Origin of the sequence: Streptomyces sp. NPDC002588, from assembly GCF_040295925.1 — a bacterium.
Classification (GTDB): domain Bacteria; phylum Actinomycetota; class Actinomycetes; order Streptomycetales; family Streptomycetaceae; genus Streptomyces.
This window is the reverse complement of record NZ_JBEOWF010000059.1, coordinates 41,753-56,554: the sequence shown is the minus strand read 5'-3', so window position 1 is coordinate 56,554 and position 14,802 is coordinate 41,753. Positions and strand designations below refer to the sequence as shown.

15 protein-coding genes are annotated in these 14,802 nt (G+C 70.8%); 11 read left to right on the top strand and 4 right to left on the bottom strand.

Features of this window, described 5'->3' with window-relative positions; genetic code table 11:
• Window positions 1-32: 32 nt before the first annotated feature.
• Window positions 33-1,133: an NAD(P)-dependent alcohol dehydrogenase gene (locus ABT057_RS43475; RefSeq protein WP_352349862.1), complete on the bottom strand. Its 1,101-nt coding sequence runs from the start codon at window positions 1,131-1,133 to the stop codon at window positions 33-35.
• A gap of 111 nt (window positions 1,134-1,244) precedes the next feature.
• On the opposite strand from ABT057_RS43475, the gene ABT057_RS43470 reads away from it, so the two are divergent.
• Together ABT057_RS43470 and ABT057_RS43465 are read left to right on the top strand one after the other, a co-directional pair.
• Complete coding sequence (locus ABT057_RS43470; RefSeq protein ID WP_352349860.1) at window positions 1,245-1,763, top strand: MarR family winged helix-turn-helix transcriptional regulator; 519 nt, start codon at window positions 1,245-1,247, stop codon at window positions 1,761-1,763.
• Between the two features lie 67 nt (window positions 1,764-1,830).
• Entirely contained in the window at window positions 1,831-2,442 is a 612-nt protein-coding gene (locus tag ABT057_RS43465; protein ID WP_352349858.1) for a helix-turn-helix domain-containing protein, read from the top strand.
• 69 nt (window positions 2,443-2,511) lie between these two features.
• Here the strand turns inward: ABT057_RS43465 and ABT057_RS43460 are convergent, their stop codons facing one another.
• Together ABT057_RS43460 and ABT057_RS43455 are read right to left on the bottom strand one after the other, a co-directional pair.
• Complete coding sequence (locus tag ABT057_RS43460) at window positions 2,512-3,834, bottom strand: MFS transporter (RefSeq protein ID WP_352349856.1); 1,323 nt, start codon at window positions 3,832-3,834, stop codon at window positions 2,512-2,514.
• 437 nt (window positions 3,835-4,271) lie between these two features.
• The gene (locus ABT057_RS43455; RefSeq protein ID WP_352349854.1) at window positions 4,272-5,093 is read right to left on the bottom strand and encodes an IclR family transcriptional regulator; all 822 of its coding nucleotides are present in this window, start codon (window positions 5,091-5,093) and stop codon (window positions 4,272-4,274) included.
• A 240-nt stretch (window positions 5,094-5,333) separates the two neighbouring features.
• Between ABT057_RS43455 and ABT057_RS43450 the strand changes: the two genes are divergently transcribed.
• The 9 genes from ABT057_RS43450 to ABT057_RS43410 all read left to right on the top strand — a co-directional run bounded on the left by ABT057_RS43450 (window position 5,334) and on the right by ABT057_RS43410 (window position 13,052).
• Window positions 5,334-5,609, top strand: a complete 276-nt coding sequence (locus tag ABT057_RS43450) for a hypothetical protein (protein WP_352349852.1) — start codon at window positions 5,334-5,336, stop codon at window positions 5,607-5,609.
• Window positions 5,606-6,940: an aromatic ring-hydroxylating dioxygenase subunit alpha gene (locus tag ABT057_RS43445; protein ID WP_352349850.1), complete on the top strand. Its 1,335-nt coding sequence runs from the start codon at window positions 5,606-5,608 to the stop codon at window positions 6,938-6,940. Before ABT057_RS43450 ends, ABT057_RS43445 begins: the two co-directional genes overlap by 4 nt.
• The gene (locus ABT057_RS43440; RefSeq protein WP_352349848.1) at window positions 6,940-7,287 is read left to right on the top strand and encodes a bifunctional 3-phenylpropionate/cinnamic acid dioxygenase ferredoxin subunit; all 348 of its coding nucleotides are present in this window, start codon (window positions 6,940-6,942) and stop codon (window positions 7,285-7,287) included. Before ABT057_RS43445 ends, ABT057_RS43440 begins: the two co-directional genes overlap by 1 nt.
• Window positions 7,284-8,504: an NAD(P)/FAD-dependent oxidoreductase gene (locus ABT057_RS43435; protein ID WP_352349846.1), complete on the top strand. Its 1,221-nt coding sequence runs from the start codon at window positions 7,284-7,286 to the stop codon at window positions 8,502-8,504. The genes ABT057_RS43440 and ABT057_RS43435 overlap by 4 nt, the downstream gene beginning before the upstream one ends.
• Before the next feature lie 96 nt (window positions 8,505-8,600).
• Window positions 8,601-9,185, top strand: coding sequence for a 3-phenylpropionate/cinnamic acid dioxygenase subunit beta (locus tag ABT057_RS43430; protein WP_352349844.1), 585 nt, complete (start codon window positions 8,601-8,603; stop codon window positions 9,183-9,185).
• A gap of 26 nt (window positions 9,186-9,211) precedes the next feature.
• A complete protein-coding gene (locus ABT057_RS43425) occupies window positions 9,212-10,078 on the top strand; it encodes an alpha/beta fold hydrolase (RefSeq protein WP_352349842.1) in 867 nt (288 codons plus the stop codon).
• Between the two features lie 2 nt (window positions 10,079-10,080).
• On the top strand, window positions 10,081-10,920 hold the full coding sequence (gene hcaB, locus ABT057_RS43420) for a 3-(cis-5,6-dihydroxycyclohexa-1,3-dien-1-yl)propanoate dehydrogenase (protein ID WP_352349840.1): 840 nt from the start codon (window positions 10,081-10,083) through the stop codon (window positions 10,918-10,920).
• A gap of 63 nt (window positions 10,921-10,983) precedes the next feature.
• Window positions 10,984-12,564 carry an acyl-CoA synthetase gene (locus tag ABT057_RS43415; protein ID WP_352349838.1) on the top strand — a complete coding sequence of 527 codons (1,581 nt, stop codon included), beginning with the start codon at window positions 10,984-10,986 and terminating at the stop codon, window positions 12,562-12,564.
• Window positions 12,561-13,052, top strand: coding sequence for a GNAT family N-acetyltransferase (locus ABT057_RS43410; protein WP_352349836.1), 492 nt, complete (start codon window positions 12,561-12,563; stop codon window positions 13,050-13,052). Before ABT057_RS43415 ends, ABT057_RS43410 begins: the two co-directional genes overlap by 4 nt.
• A gap of 15 nt (window positions 13,053-13,067) precedes the next feature.
• Here the strand turns inward: ABT057_RS43410 and ABT057_RS43405 are convergent, their stop codons facing one another.
• Window positions 13,068-14,735, bottom strand: coding sequence for a sigma-54-dependent Fis family transcriptional regulator (locus ABT057_RS43405; RefSeq protein ID WP_352349834.1), 1,668 nt, complete (start codon window positions 14,733-14,735; stop codon window positions 13,068-13,070).
• Window positions 14,736-14,802 lie beyond the last annotated feature (67 nt).

Genomic DNA, 14,802 nt, shown 5'->3' with positions numbered 1-14,802 from the left:
CCGTCCGCGGTGGAGCCGTGCCGAACTACTGCTCAGCCGAAGGTGAGGACGGGCTTGAGGGTCGTGCCCTTCTCGGAGTCCTCGACGGCCTGGTTGATGTCCTCGAAGGCGTACGTCTTGATGAGCTTGTCGAAGGGGAAGCGGCCCTGCTGGTACAGGTCGACGAGCTTCGGGATGAACACCTGCGGGACGCTGTCGCCCTCGACGATGCCGCGCAGGCTGCGGCCGAACAGGAGCGCGGACATGTCGATGGAGGCCTCGGTGCCGGGTGCCGCGGCGCCGATCAGGCCGCAGGTGCCGCCCTGGTTGAGGGCGTCGACGGCCTGGCGCAGCACGGCCGGGACCGCTGTGGTCTCCAGGCTGTAGTCCACGCCCAGGCCGCCGGTGAGGTCGCGCAGACGTTCGACCGTGTCTCCCTCGGCACCGTTGATGACGTGGGTGGCGCCGACCTCCTTCGCCAGCTGAAGCCGCTGCTCGTTGAGGTCGACGGCGACGATGGTGGTGCAACCCGCGACGACGGCGGCCATGACGGCGCTGAGGCCGACCGAGCCGGCACCGAACACCGCGATGCTGCTGCCGGCCGGCGGACGGAGGGTGTTGAGGACGCCACCGGCGCCGGTCTGGACCCCGCAGCCGAGCGGGCCGAGCAGTTCCAGCGGAGCGCCCGGGTCCACCTTCACCACGTTGCCCTCGTTGGCGAGTGCGTGGGTGGCGAACGCCGACTGGCCGAAGAAGACGCCGTGCACGTCACCGGAGTCCCGGTGCAGGGGCGTACTGCCGTCGGTGCGGGTGCCCGCGAAGTTGCGGGCGAAGAACCGGTCGCAGTACGCGGTCCGTCCCTGGACGCACATACGGCACCGGCCGCAGGAGTTGAAGGTCAGGACGACGTGATCGCCGGGGGCGACGGAGGTGACGCCGTCGCCGACCGTCTCCACGACGCCCGCGCCCTCGTGGCCGAGCACGGCGGGCAGCGGCACCGGGTACCACTGGTCCCGGACGATCAGGTCGGTGTGGCACACGCCCGAACTGACCAGCCTCACGACGACCTCTCCGGGCCGTGGGTCGTCGAGTTCGAGCGGCGCGAGGGTGAAAGGGGCGCCCTTGGCCTCGGTCAGTGCGGCTGTGATGTGCATGGTGCGGCTCCTATGCGGTAAGTCCCTGACCGGCAACGTAGGGCCGCGCGCACGTGGCGAACTGTTCAATTCCTGGACATCAGGAGGGGCATCTGACGCCGCGTGCCATTCGTGTACGAACAGTTCGTGTACGGCGATATATCTGGCAGAATCGGGCCACACCCCGTTCATCGCAGGGAGCCAGTCATCACCGAGCAGGACCGTCCGCAGCCGCTGCTGGAGTCGCCGCTCCACCTGCTCCGACGTGCGCTGCAAAGCTATGCGGCGCAGTGGAACAGCGTCGTGGGCGATGTGACCCCGCCGCAGTACGCCGTGCTGCTCACCATCCACGAGCGGCCCGGCATCGACCAGTCCCGGCTCGGCGAGATCACCGGGATCGACTTCGCGACGCTGGCTCCCCTGGTGCATCGGTTGGAGCAGCGCGGGGTGCTGGACCGCCAGGTCGATCCCGCCAACCGTCGTCGCAAGCTGCTCACCCTCACCGAGGCGGGTGTGCGGTCCGTGGAGCGGATCCGGCCGCTGAGCGAATCCGTGGACGAGCATGTTTTCTCAGGGATTCCCGCCGACATGCGGGCCACGTTCGTCGAGGCCCTGCAGCGGATCAGTGCCGCGGAACGGCCCGGCGCGTGAGGGGCCGGCGATTGTCGCTTTCCGGGCCTCTGTGATCGTCAGGGCAACGGCCACATAGAGTGGTGGCGTGTCCTCAGGAAACACCGTGGTGGCGCGCAATGTGCGCCTTCTCAGAGAGCAGCGGGGGCTGTCCCTGGCCGAGTTGGCCCGCCAGGCGCGGCTGGCCAAGCAGACGCTGTCGAATTTGGAGCAGGGGACGGGCAATCCCACCGTCGACACGCTGTTCTCCATCGCGTCCGCCCTCGGCGTGCCCGTGACGCGGCTGGTCGCCGAACGGGAACAGGTGATGGCCGTGCAACGGGCCGACGAGGTGGTCTGGCAGCAGCACGAAGGGTACGAGTCCCGGTCGCTGGACCACGTGTACGGCTCCGGTGTCATCGAGAACTACCTGGTGCGCATCGGACGTGATCCACGGAGTCCGTACAAGTCGTCGGAGCCGCATCCGGTGGGCACTCTGGAGCACCTGTACGTCATCAGCGGCCGGGTGCGGGTGGGACCCGTCGACAGTCTGGTGGAGCTGTCGGCCGGGGACTTCGTGCGGTACCCGGGTGACAGGCCGCATGTCTACGAGTCACTCGACGGCGAGAGTCTGGTCCACATCGTGGTGAGCGTGCCGCGCGTGCAGCCCGGTACCGGCGGCGTCAATCTCGCGCGAACCCACGGCGGAGACCCGGACTGAGTCTCGTGGACCGTGGGGTGGTCCCGGCGGTCGCTCCGGCTAGGCGACGCGACCGCCGGAGGTGGCGGATCAGTTGTCGAACTCACCGTCCCGGGTCTCGGGCAGAGCCAGGACACACATCAGGCTGACCAGGCAGAGCCCGCCCGCGTAGAGGCCCAGCACGAGCGGCGACTCCCAGTGGCTGTTCAGCCAGGTCGCGATCAGCGGGGCGAACCCGCCGCCGAGTGTGTTGGCGAGGATGAACGTGGCAGAGGCGCCTGTATAGCGCAGCCGGGCCGGGAACAGCTCCGGCAGGAACGCCGCGATCGGCGCGAACATGAACATGAACAGGGCCAGACCGACCGTGTACGCCCCCGTGATGACAAGGCCGTCACGGGTCTCCAGCGCGCCGAACATGGGCAGCGCCCACACCACACATCCGATGGCGCCGCCCAGAATCACCGGCCGCCTGCCCACCCGGTCGGCCAGCCGGGCGGCCGGGACCGTGACGGCCATGGCGGCGACAGACCCGATGCTCGTGGCGGTCAGCATCGTGCTCTGGGGAATACCGAGGGCTTTGGGCCCGTAGGAGAGGCTGTACACGATCGTCAGGTAGTAGACGGCCGACCCGCCGATCCCCGCACCGACGCCGAGCAGCAGCCGGCCCGGGTACTCCTTGATCAGAGTGCCGAGAGGGAATCGGGACACGGTACGCGTCTCGGGTCCGCGTTCCGCGAACACCGGCGACTCGGTCACCCTCGTACGGATCCAGAGACCGATGACGATCAGCACCGTGCTGAGCAGGAAGGGCACCCGCCACGCACCGGCCGCGAACCCGTCCCGGCCGGCGATCGAGAGGGTCGGCAGGATCACGGCGCTGGACAGCAGAAAGCCCGCCAACGGGCCCACCTGGGGGATCGAGGCGAACATCGCTCTGCGTCCCGGGGGCGCGTGCTCGGCGGCCAGCAGTACCGCTCCACCCCATTCACCGCCCATGCTGACGCCCTGCAGAAGGCGCAGCGTCACCAACAGGACAGGGGCGAGGAGCCCGGCGGTCTCGTATGTCGGAAGCAGTCCGACCCCCACCGTTGCGACACCCATCAGGACGAGGGAGAGGACCAGGGCCCGCTTGCGGCCCAGTCGGTCGCCGATGGTCCCGAACAGCATCACCCCCACGGGGCGGGCGAGGAACGCGGCCGCGAAGGTCAGGAACGCGGCGAGGGTCTGGACCGTGGTGCTGCCGGACGGGAAGAAGGCCGGACCGAGGACCAGCGCGGCGGCGGTGCCGTACACCGCGAAGTCGTAGTACTCGACCGTGGTGCCGATGAGGCTGGCGACGGCGACCCGCGACACCGTGGTGGTGTCGCCCGGGGCGTTGGCGGGGGGTGCGAGCGGTTTGACGGAATCGGACATGGTGCGGCTCACCTTCCGTTGACCTGCGGCGGAGGATTCTGGTGATCCAGGCCACAGGGGGGACTTGGTGCGCAGAAAGGTGACGGCTCCGTCAAGGCCGTGCACGCGATCGTGCCGTCCCCCGGCACGCCGGAATCTGCCGAGTGCCGCGAATCGACGTCCACGGGTCACCGCCGACGGAGTCGACGTGACGCGGGCTCAAGGCGAGGGCGGGAGCTGAGTTCCGAGGGTGGGCTGTGCCGCCCGGCGGCACGCGTGCTCGGTCTTCCGCGGTGGAACCGCGAGGGTGGCAGGGCCCGTCGCTCGGACAGATCCCGCCCGGTGCGGAGACGCCGACGGCGGTGCAGCGGTCGGATCGGACCGGGCTCGAACCCGCCCGATCCCGGCCGAAGGCGTCCCCGGTACCGCACATATGCCGGGGACGCCGCTCCAGGCTGTCAGGCCGCGGGGAGGCTGTTGTACTCGGGCATTGCCGCTTGGCGTGTCCGGGTGGTGGTGACCGCGCGGGATGCCTCATAGGCCACGCGGCGGAGGGCCGACGCGTAGCGGGCGGGGGCGAAGCGGTGGTCGGAGCCCGCGACGGAGAGGGCCGCCACCGGGCGTCCACCCGGCCCCATGATCGGCACGGCGATGCAGGTGAGGCCCAGGGCGGCCTCCTGCCGGTCGTACGCGATGCCCTCCTGGCGGATGCGGCGGAGTTCGGCGCGGAAGGCATCGGGCTCGGCGAGGGTGTACTCGGTCAGGGCCTGCAGTCCGGTCGCCACGGCCGCTTCGGCGGCGTCGTGATCGAAGGCGAGCAGGGCCTTGCCGACGCCCGTGCAGTACGCGGGCAGGCGGGCGCCGATCCGGGAGGGCGAGCGGGCGGCGCGGTGACCGTGGATCTTGTTGACGTACACGATGTCCGTGTCGTGCAGGACTGCCAGGTGCACGGTCTCGTGGGTCAGCTCGTACAGATCCGCGAGATACGGCAGCAGGCGTTCCCGCAGGATCAGCGGGGTCGGGCCGTAGACCCGGGTGCCGATGTCGAAGAGCTCGGCACCCAACCTGTAGTTGCTTCCGACTCGTTCGACGAGGTCGTTGCGCTGCAGGATGCCGAGCAGCCGGAAGGCGGTCGACTTGGTGAGCCGGGTCCGGCGGGCCAGCTCGCTGACGCCGACCTCGCCGTCGAGCTCGGCGAGCGACTTGAGGAGAACGAGTGCCTTGTCGACAGCGGTCTGCTGTTCGGCAGTGGACTCGGAACGAGGGGACTGGAGGGGCATGGCGGGCTCCGGAGATCTTCCAGGTGGCCATTAAAATGGACACGTGTCCAATGTAGAGGACCGTTTCGGTGTTGTAAACGACGCGTAGCTGTGCCAGCTATCACGGGCCGGACAGCCGCTTCATGCCCCGCCCACTGGACGTGCCGCCGTGTCGTGGCGACGGCATCCCGCTTCGGGTCGCGTGCCACATCACGGCACGCGGCCTGGGCCGATCGTCCGGCGGCCACGTCTCCTAGGGGCATGCAGCGACACGACGTCCCGGTCCCGACCGCCGCCTTCGCGGCCCCGGCGCCCCCGGATGCGGGGCCCGAGAGGCTCACCGCGTGGTTCCGGCACGCCCTGGGCGGCGCTGCCATCCGTGAACCACGGTCGGAGACGGCCACCGCGCAGACGGGAGCCGAGACCGGCGTCGGCTCCCGCGACCGTGCGGCCGACGGGCCCTCGGGCGGCAGCCGGTCGGAGCCGACGGCGACCGCCCTTCACCACCCGACCCGCCCCCAGGAGGCCCAGCGATGACATCCACACCCGTCCGTCCGTCGGACCGCCTGGCCCGAGTCGGTGAGCCGTCCGTCGACGTCGGCGCGCACTTCGATCTCGACCGAGGTCTGGTCGACCGGACCATCTTCAGCGACTCCGCCCTCTACCGGCAGGAGCTGCGCCGCGTCTTCGCGCCGAGCTGGCTGTTCCTCGCGCACGAGAGCCAGTTCAGCAAGCCCGGCGACTTCTTCACCACGTACATGGGTGAGGACCCGGTCATCGTCGCCCTCGGCCGCGACCGCAAACTGCGCGCGTTCCTGAACGCCTGCCGCCACCGCGGCATGCGGGTCTGCCGGGCCGACGCGGGCGCCACGAAGGCGTTCACATGCAGCTACCACGGCTGGTCGTACGACATGTCCGGCAAACTGGTCAACGTACCCAACGGCGAGGACTACCCGGACCACTTCGAGCAGGACCAGTGGGGCCTCATCGAGGTCGCCCAGCTCGACACGTACAAGGGGCTCGTCTTCGCGACCTGGAACCCCGGGGCGCCGCCGCTCCCCGAGGCGCTGGGCGGTCTGACCTGGTACCTGGACGCCATGCTCGACCGCGACCCGGAGGGGACGGAGGTCGTGGGCGGCGTGCACAAGTGGGTTCTCGAGGGCAACTGGAAGCTCGCCGCCGAGCAGTTCGCCTCCGACTGGTACCACGTCAACATCTCGCACGCCTCCGCGCTGATGGTGATGTCGCCGACCGGCAAGGGACCGAAGGCCGAGGTCGTGCAGACACCCGGCCGCCAGTACACCGACCCCCTCGGTCACGGCCACGGCTTCCCGACCCACCCCAAGAGCCGCTTCGACGACCGGGTCGTGCACGACTGGTACGACTACGACGCGCTGCGCGAACGCCTCGGCGACACCCGGGTCGAGGGGCCGATGACCACCGGCCACGGCACCGCCTTTCCCAACTTCTCCTACCTCCCGGTCAACGGCTCCATCCGGGTCTGGCACCCCAAGGGACCGGACAAGATGGAGGTCTGGGCCTGGACCATCGTCGACAAGTCGATGCCCGACGAGGTGAAGAACGCCCAACGCCTGTACAACCTGCGGACGTTCGGACCGACCGGCATCTTCGAGCAGGACGACGGCGAGAACTGGAGCGAGTGCCAGGCCACCGCCCACGGTTTCGTGGCCGGCTCCATGACCCTCAACTACCAGATGGGTCTTGGTATTCAGGCCGAGGACGGCATCCATCCCGGCACCACCGGCCGCCTCTACAGCGACGGCGCCGCCCGTGGCTTCTACACCCGCTGGCGCGACCTGATGAACACGCCCGCCTGGCACGAGAAGTCCAGCGAGAAGGACGCATGATGAGCACGACAAGCACCGGTATCCGAGTGGCGGACCTCGGCGACATCGAGGACGGCGAAGCGCTGAAGGTGCCCGCCGAGACCACCGGCCACGGCGACACCATCGCCGTCTTCCATGACGGCGGCACCTACTACGCCCTCGACGACACCTGCTCCCACGGTCAGGCCTCCCTCTCCGAGGGTTGGATCGAGGACGGCGAGGTCGAGTGCCCGCTGCACAGCGCCCGCTTCTGCCTGAAGTCCGGCGAGCCGCAGTGCATGCCCGCCACCGCCGCCGTCCGCACCCATCGCGTCGAGGTCCGGGACGGCGCCGTCTGGCTGCACCCCGGTCAGGAGGCCGGAGCATGACCTCTCCCCGGCGCATCGCCGTCGTCGGCGCGGGCCTGGCCGCCGTCTCCACCTGCGACGCCCTGCGCGCCCAGGGATACGACGGAGAGCTCGTCCTGTGCTCCGCCGAGCACGGGCTGCCGTACGACCGGCCGCCGCTCAGCAAGGACGTGCTGCTGGGCAAGGCCCGGCGCCCCGACATCCTGCTGCGACCCGAGAAGTGGTACGAGGACGCGCGCGTCGACCTGCGCGAGGGCGCGGCCGTACGGGCGATCCGTCCGCACGAGGGCGGTCTTGAGCTGGCGGGCGGCCAGGCGGTCGCCGCCGACCGGATCGTCCTGGCGACCGGCGGCACACCGCGTGCGCTGCCGGTGCCCGGCGGCGACGACCCGGCGGTACATGTGCTGCGCACCTGGGAGGACGCCGAACGCCTGCGGGAACGGCTGCTGCCCGGCGCCCGGGTGACCGTGATCGGCGCCGGACTGATCGGCGCCGAGACCGCGGCCGTGGCCCACGCCCTGGGCTGCCGGGTCACCCTGATCGACCCCGTGCCCGTTCCACTGGCCGCGGTGGTCGGCGACGACATCGCGAGCGCGCTGCACCTCAGGCACTCCGCGGAAGGCATCGGGGTGATCACCGCGGGCGTCGAGCGTGTGGAACGCCGCCCCGGCGGCCTTGGCGTCCTCGTGCACCTGAACGGACACGCCGGTCCGGTGGCCGCCGACACGGTGGTCGCCGGCATCGGCATCCGCCCGGCCACCGCGCTCGCCGAGGCCGCCGGCCTGCACGTGGACAACGGAATCGTCGTCCAGCCCGGCCAGCGCACCTCCCACCCGAACGTCCTCGCCGTCGGCGACGTGGCCCGCCTGGACGGCCACCGCGTCCGGCACGAGCACTGGGAGGCCGCGCAGCACGACGGCGAGGCCGCCGCCCACGGCATCGTCGGCCGCCCGGCCCCGGAGCCGGGCGCCACCTGGTTCTGGTCCGACCGGCACGGCTCCCGCCTCGAAGCGGTCGGCACCATGGCCGACGCCGAGCGCATCGTCCTGCGGGGTGCACCGGACGACGGCTCCTTCACCGTCTTCGGCCTGCGCGGCGACACACTGGTCGCCGCGGCCGCTGTCGACCGAGCCCGCGAGATCAAGGCCGCCCGGCGGCTCATCGACCGCGGTGTCACGGTCGACCCCGTACAACTCGGCGACGAGAACGCCGACTTGCGCACGCTCCTCAAGCGCTGACCGGCGCTGTGCCGCCCGTTGGCACACTCGCTCCCCGAACCACCCTCACCGCGCTGGAATGACAGCACCCGGCGCGGCCCGCAGGAGGACCCACCGATGAGTATTCATCCCCCGGAGGCGGCAGCCGCCGAGACCCCGCCCCGCACGCCCGACGGCGACGGAACGCTCGACGACGACATCCGGCTCCACTTCGAGGTACAGCGCCTGTACACGGTCGAGGCGCACCTGCTCGACCAGCACCGTTACGCCGACTGGCTGGAGCTGTTCGCCGAGGACCTGCACTACTGGGCGCCGGTGCGGACCAACCGGCTGCGACGGCAGCAGGCCCTGGCGGACGGCTCACCGGGCGAGGTGGCGATCTTCGACGAGAACAAGGCGAGCCTGGCCTGGCGGATCCGCCGCTTCGACTCCGGCATGGCGTGGGCCGAGGACCCGCCGTCCCGCACCCGGCACCTGATCACCAACGTCCTGGTCCGGCCGGGCGACGAGCCCGGCGAGTACATCGCCGAGTCGGCCTTCCTCTGCTACCGCAACCGCCTGGAGCGCGAGGTCGACCTCTATGCCGGCGGGCGCACCGACGTACTGCGCCGCACCGAGGATGGCGATCTGCTGATCGCCCGCCGCACGATCCTGCTGGACCAGAACGTCCTGCTCGCCAAGAACATCAGCACCTTCCTGTGATGACCATGAACGACCGGAGACCTCTCGTGAGCACTGCACAGACTGAAGAGCCGAAGCTCGTCGAGCACACCGTGCAGACGACGCTCGGGCCGATCGCGGTCAGCGAGGCAGGCGAAGGCCCGGTGCTGGTGATGCTGCACGGCGGCGGCCCCGGCGCCAGCGCGGTGGCCAACTACCACCAGAACCTGGCCGCCCTCACCCCGCACTTCCGCGTCGTCCTGCCCGACCAGCCCGGCTTCGGCAGCAGCTATCGCCCCACCGAGGCGGACCTGGACGAGCGCAGCATCACGCAGATCACGGTTGACGCGCTGCTCCAGACCCTGGACGCCCTCGGCATCGACCGCTTCCACCTGCTCGGCAACAGCCTCGGCGGCGCCGCGGCCATCGCCACCGCGCTCGAAGCCCCCGAGCGGGTCGAGAAGCTGGTGCTCATGGCGCCCGGTGGCGGCTGGCTGCCCTTCGGCCCCACCCCGACCGAGGGCCAGAAGGCGATGTTCCGCTACTACAACGGCGAAGGCGCGACGGTGAAGAAGATGCGGGACTTCATCCGCGTCATGACCGCCGAGCCGAAGCGCTGGGAGGACACCGTCCAGGCCCGCTACGAGGCCTCCCTCGACGAGTCCCACATCGCCTTCTACCACGCCTACAACGCGGCCTTCGCCAAGCGTCACGGCATGGACCCGCTGTGGCAGCGCGTCCACAAGATCAAGGCACCCACGCTTCTCCTCTGGGGCCGCGACGACCGCACCATCACTCTCGACGGGGCCCAGCTCATGCTCAAGCAGATCCGCGACGTCCAGTTGCACGTCTTCGGTGGCTGCGGCCACTGGGTGCAGCTGGAGCGGCAGGCCGAGTTCGAGCGCCTGGTCACCGACTTCCTCAAGGAGCACTGAACATGGGCTGGCTGGAGGGCGACGTCGCCCTGATCACCGGCGGCGGCTCCGGCATCGGCCGCGCGGTCGCCCTGCGCTACCTCGCCGAGGGCGCGTACGTCGCCGTCATGGGCCGCACCGCCGAGCAGCTGGCGGAGGTGGTCAGCGCCGCCGGAGAGCTGGGCGACCGTGTACTGCCCGTCACAGGCGATGTACGCAGCCCCGACGACCTGCACCGGGCTGTCGACACGACCGTCGCGGAATTTGGCAAACTGGACATCCTGGTCCCCAACGCCGGCATCTGGGACTATCACCGCAGTGTCACCCGGCTCGACGGCAAGGAGCTGTCCGAGGCCTTCGACGAGATCTTCGGCATCAACGTCAAGGGTTACGTCCTGGCTGTGGAGGCCGCCTGGCAGGAGCTGGTCGCCACCCGCGGGAGCATCGTGATGACCCTGTCCAACGCGTCCTTCCACACCGACGGCGGTGGCTCCCTCTACACCGCCAGCAAGCACGCGTGCCTCGGTCTCCTCCGCCAGTTCGCCTACGAGCTGGCGCCCAAGGTCCGCGTCAACGGCGTCGCCGTCGGCGGCATGCGCACCCAGCTGCGTGGCCCCCAGAGCCTGGGCCTGCAGAACCGCACCCTGGCCGCCTCCTTCGCCAGGAACGAGGCGTCCGGCACCGAGCAGCCCCCGCTCATCCCGCTCTACGACTCCAGCGTCGAGCCGGAGGACTTCACCGGCCCGTACGTGCTCCTCGCCTCCCGCGCCAACAGCGGCACCGTCACCGGCGCGGTGATCCCCGCCGACGGCGGCATCGCCGTACGCGGCTTCCGCAACCCCGCCGGCGGCACCGCCCTCTGACCGGGCCGCCCCTCCCACCCTCCCCGCCCGCCTCGTCCGACAGCCATCGAAGGAGCCGACGCCATGGCCGCCGTCGACATCAGCCCCGCAGCCGCGGTGTACCGCAGAGCTCAGTACGCTCCTACCACCACCGCCGTGATCTACGAGGGCCGCGAGACCTCCTCCGCACGGCTCGGCCGTACGGTGGCCGCCCTCGCCGCCGGACTGGCCGAGCACGGTCTGCGCCGCGGCGACCGCATCGCCTACCTGGGCTTCAACAGCCTCGCCTTCTTCGAGACCCTGCTCGCGGCGACCCACCTTGGCGCGGTGTTCGTCCCGGTCAACTTCCGCCTCGCCGCCGACGAGGTACGGCACATCCTGACCGACTGCGGCGCCCACACCCTGGTCGTCGAGGAAGGCCACCGAGAGCTGGCCGAGTCGATCCTGACCGAGCTGCCCACCCGGCGCCACGTGCTGGTCGACACCGACCCGGCCTGCCCCACCGCTGCCGCACCCGCCGCCGTATGGACCCCCCTGTCCGAACTGCTCGTCCGCGGCGGCACACCACGGGACCCCGTCCCCGCCTACGACGACGACCTCGCGGTGCTGATGTACACCTCCGGCACCACCGGGCGGCCCAAGGGCGTCACGCTCACCCACGGCAACCTCTGGTGGAACGCCACCAACGTGGACAGCGTCGTGGACACCCGGCCCGACGACGTGAACCTCGCCGTCGCCCCGCTCTTCCACATCGGCGGCCTCAACGCCCTCACCCTGCGCACCCTGCTGCGAGGCGGCACCGTGGTGCTGCGCCGCGGGTTCGATCCGGCGCAGTGCCTGGAGGACCTGGTCCGGCATCGCGTCAACTCGTTTTTCGCCGTCCCCGCCATGTTCTCCGCGCTGGCCAGGGTGCCCGGCTTCGCCGACGCCGACCTGAGCGCGCTCCGCGCCCCGATCGTCGCGGGCGCCCCCGTACCGCCCCAGCTGATCAGGGACTACGCCGCACGGGGCGTCCTGCTCCAGCAGGCCTGGGGGCTGACCGAGACCTCGCCCTTCGCCACCTACCTCCCGGCCGCGCTGACCGAGGAGAAGGCCGGCTCGGCGGGGGCGCCGATGCCGTACACCGAGATCTGTCTGACCCATCCCGGCACCGGCGCGAAGATCCACGACGCCGAGACCCGCGGCGAGATCTGCGTCCGCGGCCCCAACGTCACCCCCGGCTACTGGAACAACCCCGAGGCGACCGGTGCCGCCTTCGACGACGCCGGCTGGTTCCACACCGGCGACATCGCGCACCGCGACAAGGACGGCTTCTACTACATCGTCGACCGGCTGAAAGACATGATCATCAGCGGTGGTGAGAACGTCTACCCGGCCGAGGTGGAGCGCGTCCTCATCGAACACCCGGATGTCGTGGAGGCCGCGGTCATCGGCGTCCCCGATGCCAAGTGGGGCGAGACCGTCCTGGCCGTGCTCACCTGCGAGGCCGGTACCGCGCTCACCGTGAAGGAGGTCCGCGAGTTCACCGGCCGGCACCTCGCCCGCTACAAGCTCCCCACCCAGGTCGTGCTCGTCGAGCAGCTGCCGCGCAACGCCAGTGGCAAGCTCGCCAAGGTCGAACTGCGCCGCCTGGTCGAGGCCGAGCAGAACACCGGGACGGCGTGAGCGCCGCGATGGCCGCCGTCGATCCGGTACCGGCACCCCCCGAGCCCGAGCTCGGGGGCGGCTGGACCATGCGTCCGCTCACCGACAGGCCCGCCGTCGCCTACGCCGTCACCGGCGTCGACGGCGGGTCGCCGATCCTGTTGCGCCTTCGCCGGGTCCTGCGCGATCCGGTGCGGGCCTGCTACCCCTTCGGCGCCCACGACCTCGTCGTGGGTGTCGTGCCGCCGGAAGGCGACCCGGCCGGGCGGACCATGACCGCCCGGCTCCTTCGCGTGCTCGTCCCGGCGCTCTTCGCCGCCGATCCGCACTGCCGCCGTCTCGTCGCGGCCCCGGACGAAGGCGACACGGTCACCCAGGCGGTCCTTGAGGCGGGCGGCTTCCATCAGGTCGCGGCGGCGGATCTGCCCGGTGGCAGCGTGATGCTGCTCGCGGCCGAGCGACCCGAGGTCGCCGGTCTCTCCACGGCTCTGGACGACATGCCCCACTGACCCCCGACACCGGGGTCACGCGGTGATGCGAAGGACACGGATACGGCTGTACAGCGTCGTCCGGCTGATGCCCAGCCGCTTCGCGGCGTGCACCTTGTTGCCCTGGCACTCGCGCAGAGCGGCGACGATCGCGTCGTGCTCGGCCCGCTCCAGCGGTGTCATGACCCGCAGGCGGGGACTGGTCCGGTAGTCCGCGGGAAGGTCCTGGAGCGTGACATCGCCGGCCGACCGGCTCTCGACGACCGCCCGTACGACCGTGTGCAGCTCCCGCAGGTTGCCGGGCCACGGGTGGCCGGCCAGCACCCCCAGCACGGCGGACGTGAAACGCAGCCGGTCGTCGGCGCCCAGGTCACGGAGCATCGCCCGCACCAGCTCCGGCAGCTCCGCGGAGCGGTCGCGCAGCGGCGGCAGATCGATCCGGCTGGAGCAGCCCGAGACGAGCACGGCATGGCGTCCGGCCAGTCCGGAGACCGGGGCACCGGTCAGGATGATCCACGGATCACACGGGTCACACCGGTCCATGAGCCGTCGTAGGCGAACGCAGCAGGACTCGGGCAACAGATGGACGTCCTCGACCACCAGCACGCGGGCTCCGCCCTGCGCGGCCTGCTCCAGCGTGGACAGCCAAGGTTCCTCCCCTCGGGCCGCCACGTCCGACGCGTCGAGGGTCACGATGCCGGTCGGGTCGACGCCCGCGAGTGACCGCGCAGTCGTCGAACGCCCGGTGCCGGGCGGGCCACCGACGTACGTGGGTGTCCCCGGCACAGGTTCGGACGGCCGAGCGACCTGCCGAGGCACGACGGCCCGTTCCTCCTGATCCGGGAACTCGAAGAGCACGCCCTCAGCGCGGGGGGAGACGACCTGGACCCGGACGGACAAGGTCCGCCCCGAGGACAGCTGCACCGAGCGGACCGGACAGGGCTCATCAGACCTGCCGGGGCGGCGTCCGAGACCGGTCGCCAGCTCCCGAAGCCGCAGGTGGTCGATCGGGTCGAGCAGTTCGGTGGCCGCGGTGTTCGCCAGCACCACGCCTTCGCCGATCACCAGCACCGGCCGGTTCCGCCGGGCCGCCGCCTGGAACGCGGACAGCATCCGCTGCTCCGTACGGCGGGCCGTGCGCAGCAGATTCTCCTCGATGTCCCGTGCCGCCCGGGCGATGAAGGGGCCGAGGAGCGGGGAGTCGTCGCGGGCCAGGCACGTGATGTCGAGGACACCTTCGAGCCGGTGGGTCACCGGGTGGATGATGGGCTGGCCGTAGCAGCTCAGCTGCTTGAACGGCTCGATGTAGTGCTCCTCGCCGTGGACGGCGAAGCCCTGCCGCAGTTCGTGTGCGGTGGCGATGGCGTTCGTGCCCGTCGTCTCCTCCAGGAACAGCCCGCCTGGCACTCCGCCCAGTCCTTCGAGGCGCCTGCGCAGGGTCCCGGCTCCCACGGGGACGTTCACGATCCGCGCGTCCCGGTCGGCGAGCAGGACGCAGAAGTCCATGTCACCGAGTTGCTCGGCGACCTCCGCGAGCACGGGCTCGGCGGCCATGACAAGACGGCTGCGCCGGTCGGCCGCGTCCGGGTCCACGGGGATGTCCGGCGTCGAAGTGGTGAGCCCGCTCATCGCGGAGCGCCGCCAGGACAGTGCGATCTCCGGCCGCACGGAAAAGGAGTTCGTGGCCATTGTCGGCTGCACCATCGACTACCTCACTCTCATCCCGGCAGCATGGTGCTCCGCCGATACCCCGCCCACCAGGTACGCGTGC

Bases quoted from the DNA above. Each gene is read 5' to 3' on its own strand.
- ABT057_RS43475 (WP_352349862.1), bottom strand. From the start codon at position 1,133: ATGCACATCACAGCCGCACTGACCGAGGCCAAGGGCGCCCCTTTCACC.
- ABT057_RS43460 (WP_352349856.1), bottom strand. From the start codon at position 3,834: ATGTCCGATTCCGTCAAACCGCTCGCACCCCCCGCCAACGCCCCGGGC.
- ABT057_RS43455 (WP_352349854.1), bottom strand. From the start codon at position 5,093: ATGCCCCTCCAGTCCCCTCGTTCCGAGTCCACTGCCGAACAGCAGACC.
- ABT057_RS43450 (WP_352349852.1), top strand. From the start codon at position 5,334: ATGCAGCGACACGACGTCCCGGTCCCGACCGCCGCCTTCGCGGCCCCG.
- ABT057_RS43445 (WP_352349850.1), top strand. From the start codon at position 5,606: ATGACATCCACACCCGTCCGTCCGTCGGACCGCCTGGCCCGAGTCGGT.
- ABT057_RS43440 (WP_352349848.1), top strand. From the start codon at position 6,940: ATGAGCACGACAAGCACCGGTATCCGAGTGGCGGACCTCGGCGACATC.
- ABT057_RS43435 (WP_352349846.1), top strand. From the start codon at position 7,284: ATGACCTCTCCCCGGCGCATCGCCGTCGTCGGCGCGGGCCTGGCCGCC.
- ABT057_RS43430 (WP_352349844.1), top strand. From the start codon at position 8,601: ATGAGTATTCATCCCCCGGAGGCGGCAGCCGCCGAGACCCCGCCCCGC.
- hcaB (WP_352349840.1), top strand. From the start codon at position 10,081: ATGGGCTGGCTGGAGGGCGACGTCGCCCTGATCACCGGCGGCGGCTCC.
- ABT057_RS43415 (WP_352349838.1), top strand. From the start codon at position 10,984: ATGGCCGCCGTCGACATCAGCCCCGCAGCCGCGGTGTACCGCAGAGCT.
- ABT057_RS43405 (WP_352349834.1), bottom strand. From the start codon at position 14,735: ATGGTGCAGCCGACAATGGCCACGAACTCCTTTTCCGTGCGGCCGGAG.